Annotated in this window: 23 protein-coding genes; 8 read left to right on the top strand and 15 right to left on the bottom strand. The window is 57.2% G+C overall.

The features are described 5' to 3' along the window. Nucleotides 1-186: 186 nt before the first annotated feature. The gene (locus F8N44_RS30770) at nt 187-1302 is read left to right on the top strand and encodes a YecA family protein (RefSeq protein ID WP_150652065.1); all 1116 of its coding nucleotides are present in this window, start codon (nt 187-189) and stop codon (nt 1300-1302) included. Here the strand turns inward: F8N44_RS30770 and F8N44_RS30765 are convergent. After that, nucleotides 1299-1910 carry a recombinase family protein gene (locus F8N44_RS30765; RefSeq protein WP_150652986.1) on the bottom strand — a complete coding sequence of 204 codons (612 nt, stop codon included), beginning with the start codon at nt 1908-1910 and terminating at the stop codon, nt 1299-1301. The two genes, F8N44_RS30770 and F8N44_RS30765, sit on opposite strands and share 4 nt — an antisense overlap. A 187-nt stretch (nt 1911-2097) precedes the next feature. Between F8N44_RS30765 and F8N44_RS30760 the strand changes: the two genes are divergently transcribed. Further along, nucleotides 2098-2826 carry a hypothetical protein gene (locus F8N44_RS30760; RefSeq protein ID WP_150652985.1) on the top strand — a complete coding sequence of 243 codons (729 nt, stop codon included), beginning with the start codon at nt 2098-2100 and terminating at the stop codon, nt 2824-2826. Between the two features lie 10 nt (nt 2827-2836). On the opposite strand, the gene F8N44_RS30755 is transcribed toward F8N44_RS30760, so the two are convergent. The 9 genes from F8N44_RS30755 to F8N44_RS30715 form a co-directional block, all read right to left on the bottom strand. Beyond that, complete coding sequence (locus tag F8N44_RS30755) at nt 2837-3268, bottom strand: hypothetical protein (protein WP_150652984.1); 432 nt, start codon at nt 3266-3268, stop codon at nt 2837-2839. A gap of 48 nt (nt 3269-3316) precedes the next feature. After that, nucleotides 3317-3934, bottom strand: coding sequence for a tail assembly protein (locus F8N44_RS30750; protein ID WP_150652983.1), 618 nt, complete (start codon nt 3932-3934; stop codon nt 3317-3319). A gap of 3 nt (nt 3935-3937) precedes the next feature. Next, complete coding sequence (locus F8N44_RS30745) at nt 3938-4300, bottom strand: hypothetical protein (protein ID WP_150652982.1); 363 nt, start codon at nt 4298-4300, stop codon at nt 3938-3940. Next, nucleotides 4297-4494, bottom strand: coding sequence for a hypothetical protein (locus F8N44_RS30740; protein ID WP_150652981.1), 198 nt, complete (start codon nt 4492-4494; stop codon nt 4297-4299). Before F8N44_RS30740 ends, F8N44_RS30745 begins: the two co-directional genes overlap by 4 nt. After that, complete coding sequence (locus F8N44_RS30735) at nt 4491-4934, bottom strand: DUF5681 domain-containing protein (RefSeq protein WP_224794850.1); 444 nt, start codon at nt 4932-4934, stop codon at nt 4491-4493. The genes F8N44_RS30740 and F8N44_RS30735 overlap by 4 nt, the downstream gene beginning before the upstream one ends. 3 nt (nt 4935-4937) lie before the next feature. After that, nucleotides 4938-5723 carry a hypothetical protein gene (locus F8N44_RS30730; protein ID WP_150652980.1) on the bottom strand — a complete coding sequence of 262 codons (786 nt, stop codon included), beginning with the start codon at nt 5721-5723 and terminating at the stop codon, nt 4938-4940. Nucleotides 5724-5752: 29 nt separating this feature from the next. After that, nucleotides 5753-5938 carry a hypothetical protein gene (locus F8N44_RS30725; RefSeq protein ID WP_150652979.1) on the bottom strand — a complete coding sequence of 62 codons (186 nt, stop codon included), beginning with the start codon at nt 5936-5938 and terminating at the stop codon, nt 5753-5755. Between the two features lie 14 nt (nt 5939-5952). Then, the gene (locus tag F8N44_RS30720) at nt 5953-6132 is read right to left on the bottom strand and encodes a hypothetical protein (RefSeq protein WP_044267641.1); all 180 of its coding nucleotides are present in this window, start codon (nt 6130-6132) and stop codon (nt 5953-5955) included. A gap of 533 nt (nt 6133-6665) precedes the next feature. Next, a complete protein-coding gene (locus F8N44_RS30715; RefSeq protein WP_150652978.1) occupies nt 6666-7124 on the bottom strand; it encodes a DUF2280 domain-containing protein in 459 nt (152 codons plus the stop codon). 188 nt (nt 7125-7312) lie between these two features. On the opposite strand from F8N44_RS30715, the gene F8N44_RS30710 reads away from it, so the two are divergent. The 5 genes from F8N44_RS30710 (at nt 7313) to F8N44_RS30690 (ending at nt 9177) form a co-directional block, all read left to right on the top strand. Next, nucleotides 7313-7516 (top strand): hypothetical protein, encoded by a 204-nt coding sequence (locus F8N44_RS30710; RefSeq protein WP_150652977.1) that lies wholly within the window; start codon nt 7313-7315, stop codon nt 7514-7516. Between the two features lie 561 nt (nt 7517-8077). Then, nucleotides 8078-8302, top strand: coding sequence for a hypothetical protein (locus F8N44_RS30705; protein WP_150652976.1), 225 nt, complete (start codon nt 8078-8080; stop codon nt 8300-8302). Between the two features lie 121 nt (nt 8303-8423). Then, the gene (locus F8N44_RS30700) at nt 8424-8609 is read left to right on the top strand and encodes a hypothetical protein (protein ID WP_150652975.1); all 186 of its coding nucleotides are present in this window, start codon (nt 8424-8426) and stop codon (nt 8607-8609) included. Next, the gene (locus F8N44_RS30695) at nt 8606-8851 is read left to right on the top strand and encodes a hypothetical protein (RefSeq protein WP_150652974.1); all 246 of its coding nucleotides are present in this window, start codon (nt 8606-8608) and stop codon (nt 8849-8851) included. Before F8N44_RS30700 ends, F8N44_RS30695 begins: the two co-directional genes overlap by 4 nt. After that, the gene (locus F8N44_RS30690) at nt 8848-9177 is read left to right on the top strand and encodes a hypothetical protein (RefSeq protein WP_150652973.1); all 330 of its coding nucleotides are present in this window, start codon (nt 8848-8850) and stop codon (nt 9175-9177) included. The genes F8N44_RS30695 and F8N44_RS30690 overlap by 4 nt, the downstream gene beginning before the upstream one ends. Before the next feature lie 497 nt (nt 9178-9674). Here the strand turns inward: F8N44_RS30690 and F8N44_RS30685 are convergent, their stop codons facing one another. The 4 genes from F8N44_RS30685 to F8N44_RS30670 form a co-directional block, all read right to left on the bottom strand. Next, on the bottom strand, nt 9675-10076 hold the full coding sequence (locus tag F8N44_RS30685; protein WP_134023845.1) for a hypothetical protein: 402 nt from the start codon (nt 10074-10076) through the stop codon (nt 9675-9677). 63 nt (nt 10077-10139) lie between these two features. Beyond that, nucleotides 10140-10376 (bottom strand): helix-turn-helix domain-containing protein, encoded by a 237-nt coding sequence (locus F8N44_RS30680; protein WP_150652972.1) that lies wholly within the window; start codon nt 10374-10376, stop codon nt 10140-10142. A 103-nt stretch (nt 10377-10479) separates the two neighbouring features. Next, nucleotides 10480-10668: a hypothetical protein gene (locus F8N44_RS30675; protein WP_150652971.1), complete on the bottom strand. Its 189-nt coding sequence runs from the start codon at nt 10666-10668 to the stop codon at nt 10480-10482. Next, on the bottom strand, nt 10665-10865 hold the full coding sequence (locus F8N44_RS30670; RefSeq protein WP_150652970.1) for a helix-turn-helix domain-containing protein: 201 nt from the start codon (nt 10863-10865) through the stop codon (nt 10665-10667). Before F8N44_RS30670 ends, F8N44_RS30675 begins: the two co-directional genes overlap by 4 nt. Before the next feature lie 169 nt (nt 10866-11034). Between F8N44_RS30670 and F8N44_RS30665 the strand changes: the two genes are divergently transcribed. Continuing rightward, nucleotides 11035-11532: a hypothetical protein gene (locus F8N44_RS30665; protein ID WP_150652969.1), complete on the top strand. Its 498-nt coding sequence runs from the start codon at nt 11035-11037 to the stop codon at nt 11530-11532. Here the strand turns inward: F8N44_RS30665 and F8N44_RS30660 are convergent. Further along, the gene (locus F8N44_RS30660; RefSeq protein WP_150652968.1) at nt 11529-12740 is read right to left on the bottom strand and encodes a site-specific integrase; all 1212 of its coding nucleotides are present in this window, start codon (nt 12738-12740) and stop codon (nt 11529-11531) included. The genes F8N44_RS30665 and F8N44_RS30660 overlap by 4 nt on opposite strands. Nucleotides 12741-12872 lie beyond the last annotated feature (132 nt).

Genomic DNA, 12872 nt, shown 5'->3' with positions numbered 1-12872 from the left:
TGGCAGTTCGAACCTGCCCTGGGACACCATAAAATCAAGGGCCGTAGCCTTGTTTAGCAGTTCCCTCTTCCGTTCATGGGTGCAGGATGGGTGCAATAAGCAGGCTGCGGATTAGCAAACCTCACGCGCGATAGAGCGGTGGGGTTTTTTTATGCGTTCAATTCCGCGATTTCGCTAGGAAGGAAAATGGTAAAGCTCGGAAGAAACGAAAAATGTTGGTGCGATTCAGGCAAAAAATACAAAAAGTGCCACCTTGCTCGGGAGTCGGCGGAGCCTCATAAGCCATGGGATCTTAGCGCTACTCATCGGAAGCATTTCTCAAAGAAGCTGTGCTCCGCTCCCGATCTTTTCCATGATCAGTGCTCCGGTTCAATCATTGCCGCACATACCGTTCCTCGTTCTGGAAGCCTGAACCAAATTGCGGATGATGGGCACGTTCTGTCTTTCATGCCGTCTTTAGAGGGGCTTATCAAACACAACGGCGCTTTAAAGCCCGAGAAGGTGGGCGTCCGTCGCGCCTCTACATTCAGCGGATTTTGCTCGACGCACGACGACAGTCTCTTCGCGCCGGTTGAGAAGAGTGTTTTTGTCGGAAGTCAGGAACAGTGCTTCCTGCTGGCGTATCGCGCCTATGCCCGAGAGATTTATACAAAGCGAGCTGCAGCGGAGCAGGCTGAACTTTATAAGGATCTCGACCGCGGGCGTACACCAGAGCGCCAGGTTGAAATTCAGACGTTTGCGCGCCTTCATGGCGCAGGAATTAACGCAGCTTTACGTGATATTCAGATTCATAAGGCGCGCTTTGATCGATGCTTAACCACTGGAGATTATGCTTCAGTCCGCTCATACATAATCGAATTGGACCAGGCACCACCGGTGATGTGCAGCGCCACCTATGCGCCAAGCGTGGACTTTTGGGGAAGGCAGCTACAGGATATGGCCGATGTTGATCTAGTGCCTGAGCTTATGAGTGTTACTTCCTTCTTTGGGGGAGAGAAGGGGCAGATAGTTTTTTCGTGGATGGTCGAAGATGACAGATGCTGCATGGCGTTGATCAAAAGCCTGGAGCAGATCGATGATGTTGACCTATCCACTAAACTTGTCGCCTATTTCTTCGACCATTTTGAGAATGTGTTCGCGTCTCCGATCTGGTGGGACGGCTTAGGCAAGCCGAATCAAAATGCTTTAATCGAGCGAATGATTGGCGAAGTAGGAGTCATGTTCGGTCTTGTGCCTAGCGTTAAATCGCCGTTCAAAATACCGCCATGGACTATTTCGAGAAGATACCGAGTTGGCTTCTAAGCGGTATCACGGATGCGCAGTACAGTGGTGGTTGAGCAGTTGGCGTGCCTGGCAGTAGCCCGAATACCTAGACCAGCGCCCAGCAATTCTTTGACCCGCTTATGCAGATCTTCGTCTACCGGGCGTCCCTGATACTTGCCTGCGGCTTTCGCCTTCTCGATACCTTGAGCTTGGCGCTCCCGACGCTGCTCATAATCCTTTCGCGCGATCGCCGCCATCATCTCCACCAACATAGAGTTGATCGCGCCCAGCATCCGGCCAGTGAACTCGTCGCCCTTGGTGTCTTGCATTCCTTGGTGGCTTGTCGGTAGGTCGAGCGCGACGATGCGCAAGCCCTTGGAGTCGATCGCAGCCTTGAGCTTCTGCCAATCTTCCACAGGAAGGCGTGAGAGGCGGTCTATCGACTCCACCAGCAAGACGTCACCCTTGCGCGCATCTTTGAGCAGGCGCAACAGTTCAGGCCGATCTGCCGAGGCGCCGCTGGCGTTCTCCAGGTAAATACTCGCGATCACCTTGTTGTGGTCAGTGGCGAATTGCTCAAGCGATGACCGGGCGCGGCCTGCGTCCTGCTCTTCGGTTGATGCTCGGAGATATGCGCGGATGAACATGATGTGCGGTCCGTATCAGTTAAGGTGTTCTACTAATACTGTTGCACTTTGAGTGTTACTTATCAAGCGGGGAGAGCGAATAAACCCAAATTTGTGCGTATCAGCTCAGGCATACCAGAAAAGTGCACATTGAGATGGCGTCGGAGGAGGCATAGCATGGTCGCTACTTGCCATCATGGAGCGCGGAATGATTTCAGCGATGATAGACGGTGAAAAGAGGCCTCCCCAGGCGAAAGGAGAGCAAACCACCTGCGCCGGCTGTGGCGGCACGCTTAGGGCCGTCATCCCGCAATTCAAGGCTGCGCATTGGCGTCATGACAGTGGCGATTGCGATCCGTGGAGCGAGCCCGAAGGTGAATGGCATCTGGGATGGAAAGGCTTCTTCAGCCCTCGCTATTGTGAAGTGTTCATGAGAGACCCAGAGACAATGGAAATCCATAGAGCTGATGTCTTGTGTCCGCGACCAGAAGGGGCAGGGGTAGTCTTAGAGCTACAACACTCCTCTATCTCGGAAGAGGAGCGGTCAGCCAGGGAGTCGTTTTACTCCAAAGAAAATCGAATGTTTTGGCTTCTGAACATGGGCAGGACATCAGCCCTTTCATTCAATTTCGCATCGTGCCTCAACTTCAGTGAGGACAATCGGGTAGAGGTCGGGGGGCGTGACTTTTACCGGATGGAGTGGTTTATGCGTGGGACGATGCTGGATAAGTGGAAGCAATCTCGAGCACACGTTTTTTTAAATCACGGCCGCTTCGTTTTCTATCTTGCGACGAGGGCTGCGTGCCGTTCATTGGTTGACGGCCAAGCCAAAGGAGAATTTGCCTTGGCGCGCCTCACTGTTCGTGATTTTCTTAAAGCTGTAGCCGGAGACGATCCCTCTGCGCTAACGATACACTCTGTTGAGGGGGATAGTTGATCTCTGCCCATTAAATCGAGCTCGGGCGGATGTCCAGGCCAACGTTGGTATCGCCGCCGATTCGAAAGCGCTTCGTCTGGCCAGCTTTGATAATGGTCGCCTGCTCTTTCAGAGCTCCTGCCCAACTACACAAGCCCGAACCTCGCTCGTCCGCTCCAAGCCCCACCAGATGTTCGCCCGCAGGAACGTACAGGCTTACCCCTTCACCAGTGTCGATTCGCGCCACAGGTCGACCGTCAAGGTGAACAGCAACGAAGCACCCACCAGCGACGAACCCCGTGTCACGCGCAACCTGAATTGTCCCGTATGGGCCAGCAGGTTTTTTCCCGTAGGCCAGCACCCTGTCTGCGGGTACCAGCTTGGCTTGGTCAAAAGGTACGGGTGAGGTAGAGCAGCCTGTCATCATTGCGGCCAGGGCGGTTGCAGCGGCGATCTTCAGCATAGGAATTCCTTGTCGTGAAGTTGCAACTGTAGCACCGGCCTGTAACCCTTACACCTTGTCTTCAGCCAGGATCGAAGCCGAGATGATCATTCCGCCCCACCGGCGTTCGCCGATGCAGATCGGTACCGGGTTGCCGCTGGCCGTGGTGTTCTTTGCGCTGCCGAAGGCGTAGGACGGGGAATTTTCGGGGGATGCGCTTTGCTTCAGGCCTGAGGCCTGCGGGCTGAGCATTTGAATGACGCCGCCGATCGCCAATCCATAGCCAGCGGCTGCCATAGCGCTAGTAAAGGGAGATGCTGTCCCGCCAGACGCGAAGGTGACGAATGCTGCGGCGGCAATCAAAACCACGCCGACAACGGTTTGAACGAGCCCCGCGCGTTTGCTGCCGGCGATCACCGGAACGATGCGTATCTCCTTCGCGCCACCCATCTTCAGCTCCTGTTCGCCGATGTTCTTTCGGTTGCGGAAAACTGCGAACTCCAGCCCTTTCATTTTCGCGTCAGCGAGGTACTTCGCGAAACCGGGATGGTTGACGTCGATCGCCTTCACGGCTTCCCGGGTGTCGCCGGTGGAGAGCTCATAAATGTGTTCACGCCCGAACAGCTTGCCGGCTGAGCCGCCCAGCAGGATGCGGGTTTTGGTGCCGTAGTTGGTGGCCATAGCCATGGTTTACTCCTTGGCGCCCTGGGCGCTGTTGTTGGGTACCGCAACGCCCAGTCGGATGGCGAGCAGCGAGCGCGACATACGCGCCTGGTCGACCGTCACCTGTTCGTGACGCGGGTCGTAGTTCCATATCCGGTCGTAAATCCCCTGGTAGGCCCTGGCACCCCGGAAGGTGCCGCGCAGAAGGTCGGCCGACACCCGGGCTTCGTCCTCGGTGAAGAACGGCCCGTCAATCGTCACCTTCTGGCCGTCGCGGACGTGCTGGACATCCCACACGACGTAGCCAGAGTCGGCGCCCTGCTTCAAAGAGTAGGGTGCAAAGCGGGTCGTCTTGCAGGCTTCGGCGAAACGCTCCTGATGAGAATTCATAGCTGGCTCCCGGCGCCCGATTTCTGCGCCTCGTTGAATACCGCGGTGAGGGAGTCATGCCCCCGTGCTGAGCCGCCACCGGCAGCCGCTGCGCTCAATTCGTCAATTAGGTCGCTGATCGCCTTCACGTCGTTGTCATTGCACAGTTGCCGGGCCTGCTGGCGAAGCTTGGCGAGTTCGGTTCTGACGCTCATTGCAGGCCTCCAATTTGCTGGCGAAGCTCGTCGATGGCCTTTTGCAGCTCGGTAACCTCGATAACCCTCGCAACGGCGCCCAGGCCGTCGATCAGCGATTTTCCTTGGTCGGGGGCGAGCTGGCCGTTGGCGACTGCGCGCATTATCGAGCGGGCGGCGCTGGGCAGGTCCGTATCATCGAGGTCGAATTGAACCGGTTCGGATGTTGGTTTCATCGGCGGAACGAGCCGCTCAAGGATCAGGCGGCACGCTTGCATATCGCCCTTTTTGGCTGCAGCCAGAATCTTGCGGGTGACGGCTTCAGCGCCTTCTGCCAACTTTGCGCGAATGGCCTGGGTTTGCCCCGAGCGTCCGCCCGGGTTGCCAGAATGGCCGGGAGCGAATCGCCCCCCGGCAACCCGGCCCGGTGCCGACTCTGCTGGTGGCAACGGCTTGGCCAATGCTTAAGCCCCCTCGCCTTGGATTTGCTTCTTAAGTGCCTCGTCGGCCTCTTCCTCTTCTCGCTTGACCCGCTCCAGGCGCTCTTGGATGCGCTCAATGGTGGATTCTGCCGGACCTTGCACCAGCTCTTTTGCAGCCTCGCCTGCCGCATCAACACGCTCGTCGAGACTGATGCCAGCGTCGGCACTGATCAGGCCAAAGGCTGTCCGGAGCGCGTCCTGTGCGGCGTCTGCCGCTTCAGTCAGGTCGGCGATCTCTTGCGCTTCTCGTGGATTGGCGCGCACCAGGGCCTCCTTGGTGATTCGGGCATACCACTCGCTGCTGACACCGCTCAGTTCGCGAGGGAGGCGAAGTGCGGCGTCGACGTAGGCTTTGTCAGTGCCCGCCAGAAGCGTTGCGTTACGCTCTGGCGGGCTCATGGCGCGCAACTGGGCGGCCAGGGCAAGGTCGATCTGGACGGCGATAGGGTCGTTATCCCGGTACGGCTTAACGGCGGTCACCTTGTCGGCGCGCTCCTTGACCTTTTCCTTGTACTTCTCAAAGTCGCGCTGCAATTGGCCCAGAAGGTACAGCCGATCTTTCGCTGTTGCCCGGATGTCTTCCTGTTTCGCACTATCCGAGCGGCGGGCGTCGTTGATGATGCCCATTGCCGCGATTTGCAGGCCCTCGACGTGATTTCTGGCCTCGCGAGCGACGGCGTAGAGATCTGCAAACGGACCGGCTTCGGGGAATTTCCACATACCTACCAGGCGGCTTTTACCACCAGATTCAGCGCGTAGTGTTTTCATCTGAGTTCGTTTCTCCAATTCTGTGAGGGTCAGTCCCAGCGCTTCGGCGCAAGGTCTTTAACGTCTACGTCCGCCAGGTCAATCACGCGGAAGTCGACGTAGCCATTACGGCCATGGATGCGATATCCACCTGAAGGGACGGGATCAATGCTGATGCCGAGAGACTGGGCACGCCTGCGGACGATTTGGCGGATCTCTTCGACGCTGCTTTTCATTTGGTCTAGTTCTGCTATGCCGAAAGGGTGTCTGTGGTGGCGATCAGCGGGCGGTTTTCAACTAGCGCGATCAGAAGGGCGCTTGCCTGCACGCTGCCCTGGTCCGCCGCTGTGCGCAGACGCCCCCAAGCGGCTTTGACTTCGGCGCGGGTTGGTTTGGCCTGGTGGCCGCGGGGCTTGGTAGTAGTCGACATGATCTGTCCTCGATGAGCTGCTGGAAGCCTTTCGAGAACCAAATTACGTCTGATGTGAGCATATATCCAGTGCTTTTAGGATACACCTCAGGTGCTACACGGAACGGGACGGAATGGGACTGAAATAGTTGGTTTTGGGGGAACGGAAGCAGGATTTTTTGTTGCAGTAAGTCGATAGTAGGCAAAGTGATACAGCTGCCCAGGTGAACGCATCGTTCACCCTCAATCTGAGGTCGGATAATTGCGGGGAAGTGGCGGGACTTCCTCAATTTGAGGAACAACCCCCAGTGGGGGAAGTTGAACGATCCAACCCCCGTTGGGGGCCGGACCTGCCATCCCATTTCGGTATGACAGGTGTCGCGACACATTTTGCGGAATCTGAAAACGTGTCGCGTACTTGATGATCCAGATTTGGATGATCTTCCCCCGGCTGGGGAGCATCGCCGATGCCTGCTCCAGCCTGCTGTCAGGGATGTTTTAACGTTAGATAACGGTTAGGTAACGGTGGGCGCGTTACCCGGTGCCGATCTGGGTCATGGCTTGATCACGGCGGAACCTGCGAAAGAGAAATCCACACCCACTGGCGCGGCCGGCGCCATCGGCTCTCCCTCGGCCTTTGCCCGGCGATTGGTGTTCATGTCGCCGCATTCCCGGGCGGCCTGATCCAGCAGCTTCATGGCCAGCACCAGGTTCCCGCTCGCTTCGGCCTCCTCGAGCATTCTTCCCAGCGCACGAAGTCGAACGGCGCGGTTTGCGATCGGCTCCCTGATCGCCTCATCACGGAATCCCTCGCGGGTATCGTTGAACAGCGTCACCCAGCGCTTGGCCAGGCCCTTGCTGCTCTTTCGGGTCGGATCATGGGCTTCGACGTGCTGGCGCGACACGGCGACCCCGAAACGCTCTCTGACGGCGCCGGCGACCTGAGAGGGCGAGTCAAAGCAGGCGAGGGCCTGGACGATAAAGGATTTGATTTCGTTGTTGAGCGCGGCCATGGGCTGAATCTGTCTAGGGTCTGTCAAGAATTCACTCATGGTTACCCGGAAAGCACCGGATGGCAACAGGGCCGAAAACTCGGCTCAGTGGATTTAGCGAGATTTTTCACTGTAGGAGTGGGAATTCGCAGTGGTTATCCCTATCTTGGGAGATGCACTCAAATCTGAGCACATCTCCCGGAGCCCCTATGTCAGTCATCGATTGCGATTACCTGCCTGACCCATCCAAGACCAAATTACCGACCGAGCTCGCCCTGCTCATCGTGCGCAAGGCCGCATCGCTTGCCGACGCCTTCGAGCAGCAGGCGCTCGATCAACTCACCCGGGATGCGACCTCAGCGATCGCCGCCGGCGCCGATCCGCGCCAGGTCATCAGGCAGATGCGGCTGTAACTTCCTGCATTGGAGGAAGCCAGGTATTCCCCCAGCGGGGGAGCATCTCGACGGCTGATGCTGTAGCGAGTCGCGACACCCTTCGACGTTCTCACTTGGTTGAACCCTCAACTTTTCGCGGGTTCGGCCGGCGACTATCCGGGGTCGCGTTTCGCGATACCAGCTTCTCGACAGTGCTTGGCGGGAGGTCTCCACCAGCGGAGTAAACCTTCGGCTTTTACGACGTGGTCGCGAAACTACCGGAGTGCCGGTAGATGGCAGGCGGTGGCCACAAAACATTTCCTGTCCGGCTTTTGGGCTGTTCCTGGTCACCCGCTAACGCTCGCAGCGTTACCTGTCCTCCCGTCCTGGTAGGTCAGATCCAGATGTGAGCAGCTTTGCGCGCATCCCCCTGGCCAACCATCACAAAGCAGACATGGAAGAGTCTGGAAGGGTCGGATTTGAAATCCAGACCTTATGCGACCCTCTTTCAGGGGGTTGAAATTATTTTGCATCCCTCTCTTGCGTCAGCACTAACATGGTGACAATATGCTTCCACGTCAGCACTAACGGGAGGCGGGCATGGAAGATCAGGACAAGAGCAAGCGCACTGGGGCGGATCGCCAGAGAGATTTCGCGGAGCGACAGAAAGCAGCAGGCTACAAACGCACCACGGTGTGGATTCACGAAGAAACGGCCAAGGAGGGAATCAGGGCGGCAAGGGCAGGGCAGCCACTTGAGCCGATGGAGTCGAAAGACCCCTTGAGCTGGGCGGCGGGATGGATCAGCGAGAAGGGTAAGCAGTAATCGGCTGAACATTTAGCCGATCGAGACAATGGCTCAGATCTGAGCCATCAGAGAAAAGGTGCCGACCCGGTGCGCTAACACCGGGAAGGCGATCACACGACGAAACTTGAGGGTCACCGTCATGCAATTCAAACAGAATACCATCCAAATTTTGGACGCGCACGGTCAGGTCATCACCACCATGGTGCTGCCGGCCAACATCAAGCTGGCCCAGTTGGCACCACTGAAGATCCTCGGCGACATCAGCGTGAAGGTTTTGCCAAGCGCCGCGCCATTCCGCGGAATCTGCGTAGGGGGTGTGCAATGAGCCAGCCAGCCGCCCACCTCGCCGACGAAGCCCTTGAGCTTCTGCGCGCCACGCACGAACGCATCAGCAATATGCGGGTGCTTTTCAACGCGATCGCCAAGGATTTGAAGCACGGAAAGTCACACGACATCGAAGAGCTAGCCAGCCTCGGTAGCTTCCTTGGCTACGACTGGGCGAACTACGTCGACAGCGAAGTTGAAAAGATGCAAAAAGCGCTAGATGCGGCGGAGGTGTCCAAATGAGCGCCGTCATCAAATCGCGGGACGATCTGAGCTTCACCACGTGGGACGTCGAAGGACGGCTGATCAACTGGCCACGGAACAATCCTGGCGTCGCCGAGGACTGGGACAAGGGGATAGCGTTCTTCGACACTGAAGTGTCATGTTTGGCATCTCACGACGAAACCGAGGCATTCAACGCAATCATGTGGGCCATCATCGGCATGGGCGGGCGCTACACAAATCTGGAGCTCGGTTTCGTTGATAGGGTCGCCAGGGCGGCGGCACTTGGCTTGAGGGCGATGCGAGGGGGCGCTACTCCATTCGAGCCAGTCGACGATTGGGACTGAAACCACGAATCTTTCGTTGTATCGACGGCACTACCCTGCAACGGGGTGGTGCCTTTTTGCTGTGGGAGCGACTCTCGGCGCCGATCGCGAACTACCGACCTTTGCCTTTCTCAACCTGATAGATCAAATCCTTCCGAACCTCTTCTGCGCAAGGTCTACACATCCCGATCTGCGTCCAAGGCAAGAACTCGACAACCAGGAAAGTGAAGCCTCCGACCTGTTTGCATTTGCCTGCATACCCGTGCTGGCACCTGCTCTGTTTGATGGTGTGCAAGGTCATTTGATAAACCCCATGGTGGTGTAATTATATAAGACTGGGATTTTTTCCCGTTGGCCTGATCGCTATAGGCCCCGATTTCATTGGCGTGCACTGGGAAAAAATCCCAGTGGTGAGCCGGCAAGAAATCTTGACCGGACAGAACCGGACAATTGCCGCCCCGACCACTGGGAAAAATTCCCAGTACCTTCCGGAAAAAATCCCACCGGCAATTTCGAAATCAAACGAACTTGAAGCGTGGCGGGCCCGGGCGAAGTTCCAGGTTCTTGCCGGGGCAATCATCTATTGCAGCCCAGGTGATCGCATACAGTGCTGGCTGGTGTTTCCCGTCCTGCGCGAAAGGGCCGTGCTCCCGGGTTTTCACGATCAGGCCTGCGGCTATCAGCTCTTCAAGCGCAGATCTAAGCGTCTTGTCGTCCATGCTCCGGCCGCTCGACAGCATCGCCACAGTGCACGCGAGGTCTCCGTTGTTTTTGCCGTTGTAGTTCCTGGCCAGCTTGATCAGCACCACTACTGCTTTGGGCGATAGGTTGTCGAATGCATCACTGATCAGCAGTCGATAGGGCAGGGCCAGCACTCGACCGCCGCCAAAGTCGACCTTGTAGGACTTTTTTCTGGCCATTCAAACGCTCACAGGCAGGCGCCGAGGTGTCCTCAAAGTTGAGGACACCCCCGCTTCTCTGGGTTACGACGCTTCGCGCAGAAGGATGTACTTGGCGACGCGATGAGGCGGACGGCCCGGCTCGGTGGACTGATGCGTCCAGTAGGTGCGGATTTCATGCCCTTTTTTCCTGAGGCGCCGAATGGTGCTCGGTGGTTGAACGATATCGAGTGCTTGAGCTGCCTCAACGGAGGTTATCGGCCCGTGTCGCAGTGCCTCGATCATCTTGCGGTCTTGCTCGGTTGAAGAATGGCGTGTCATAGTTTGACCTTCACGTTGGTGCTATCCAGTGTGTTTTCGCCAAGGCGGTGTTCCCGCACCGCCTTGGCAGTCTCTCGCGCACTCCTGCGCAATTTCTCCATGATCATTTGTCACTCGGCTCATCGACGAAGCGACTTAGAACAAGCCAAAGGGCGGCGGATTTCTCCTCTTCCCAGCGCTTGTACAGTCGTTCGTATTCGGTCGTAGTGGTGCTCACCCCTTGTATAGCTCGGAACGTGTCGCAGGCGGACTGAAGCATCAGCTGCTCGTTATCGGTAAATTCCAAGATCATCGCGCGCCATCCTTCGCGGCGCGCTCTACCCAGCTTTTGAGTTCTGTCATCAGGATCAAGCGACGCCGTCCGAGCTTGAAGGCCTTCAAGTCTCCCGACGCGATAAGCTCGTAAACACCCGAGCGCGAGTACCCCACAATTTTTGCCGCATCCTCAACGCTCACGGAGAGCGGGGCGATTTGTTGTGCCTGATTCATTGATTTCTCCGCTGGCCGATGATGGATGGAGTGCTGGCCAGATGTCGCAATCCTATTCGTGAGAATACTGCACGTCAACTGCAATCATTGACTTTGTGTGAGTGCGTGGACAATACCGGACATACAAGATACGATCCGTCGTCTTGCAAACTCCGAAGGAAATGCACCGATGGCCAAGAACAAGCCCAACCAGGGCGCGAGGAAAACTGAAACGCTCACGTTGAGGCTTGATCCGAAGGTAAGGCTGACAATTGAGCTGATCTCGCGAGTGCGGAGACAGTCAATTACGGGAGTGGTTGAGGCTGCGATCGAAGACATCGCCTTCGACCTGGACGTGCCATTTGTCGAAGACGGGGCTGTTAAGAGCGCCGCATTGGGGGCGGTTTTTTCTGAGATCTGGTCTACCGACGAAAGCGAGCTGTTCATCAATATGTGCTTCCGCCTGCCATCGCTCCTGACTTATGAGGAGCAGCGACTTTGGGAAACGATAAAGGCGTCCGTGGCATTTCGAGAAAAGCCGACATCGACCGTATTAACGGATTGGGAGGTTGATGGCGTCGGTCGCCTTGATAAGGCGATGCTTAGGATGTTCTGGAGCGATCTGGCGGAGCACGTCGTGGATAATCGCGAAAGCCGGACGGTTGTGCCTTTCGTGCCTCCCTACTAAATCAGTTCCACTGCCGCCGCCTTGCTGTCAGGGGCAAGGTGGGCATAGCGCAGGGTCATCTTGATATCGGCGTGCCCCAGCAGATCCCGGATCGTGTTGAGCGGTACGCCGGCCATCACCAGGCGTGACGCGAAGTCGTGACGCATATCGTGCCAGCGGAAGCCCTCAATGTTGGCGCGCTCCAGCAGATTGAGCCAGGCGCTTTTAACGTCCTCCAGGCGGCCGCCGGCCTGGCTCGGGAAAACGTACTGAGACTTCCCGGCCTGCTTTTTCCAATCCTCCAGCACGCCGAAGGTTTCCTTGTTCATCGGGATATGCCGTGTGTCGCTTGTTTTGGTGGTGGCGCCGGCGGCGGTGATCGTCTTTGTTTGAAAGCTCACCGCCGACCATTTAAGGTCGAACAACTCACCGCGCCTCATTCCGGTATTCAAAGACACTAGCACCATGGGCTTCAGGTGATCGGTGAAGGGCAACTCGAGAAGGCTAGGCATCAATTCTTTGCCGCGGTCGGCCCGCCACTTATTCGCAGTCTCGCGCTCGGCCCGCGCTTCGTCTTGGCGCGCGTCCAGCGCTTCGCGTAGGCGCTTGGTCTCGTCGGCACCCAGATAGCGGACCAGACCCATTGTGTCGACCTTGAGGGCTCTGAGCTTGTCCATCGGATGGGCGCCGATGTACTCCCATTCAACTGCTCTACTGAATAGACCGCTGATCGAGCCCATTTTGCGGTTGACCGTCGACGGCTTGTTGCCCGACTTCATCCATCCGGTGCGGATCTGGTCCAGGTCACGGCCGGTGATTGCGTCAAGACGTTGAGCCATGATGGCCTCGAAGTTGTTGTCGAGCGTATGCAGTGTTTTCTCATGCCCTTTGTGGTGCGTCTTGAACCAGGGCATATAGGTGTCGTCGATGAACTGACGCAGGGAGGGCAGGGCGGAGCCCTTCCTTCCTTGGGTGACGGCCAGCGGCTCGCCGTGCTTCCTCGCGTCGGCGAGGTACTGTGTTGCCTCCTGGCGAGCTTGGTCTAGCGTGAGGATGCCTACTCGGCCCAAAGTCTTTTTGCGGCCGCGCGCCCACGTCACCACATAGGACTTCGCTCCCGCAGCCGTCACTCGCACGAATAGCCCGGTGATGATGGTATCGTGGACCTCATACTCCCGGCCGGTGACTTGCAGGCCGGCAAGCAGCTTGGCCGTAATCTTCTCTTTCACTTTGTTCTCATGGGTGCAGAGTGGGTGCAAAAAGAACTATACGGGGCCGTTTTCACGGACGCAACCGGACGCATAACCCATAATTAGTGGGCGTTGTCCGAGCGGGCTGGGTGCAGAATTATCCCTCCTAAG

Source organism: Pseudomonas fluorescens, assembly GCF_902497745.1.
In the GTDB taxonomy this organism is placed as follows: Bacteria; Pseudomonadota; Gammaproteobacteria; order Pseudomonadales; family Pseudomonadaceae; genus Aquipseudomonas; species Aquipseudomonas fluorescens_BM.
The sequence above is the reverse complement of the archived record's forward strand: the minus strand, read 5'-3'. Positions and strand labels throughout refer to the sequence as shown.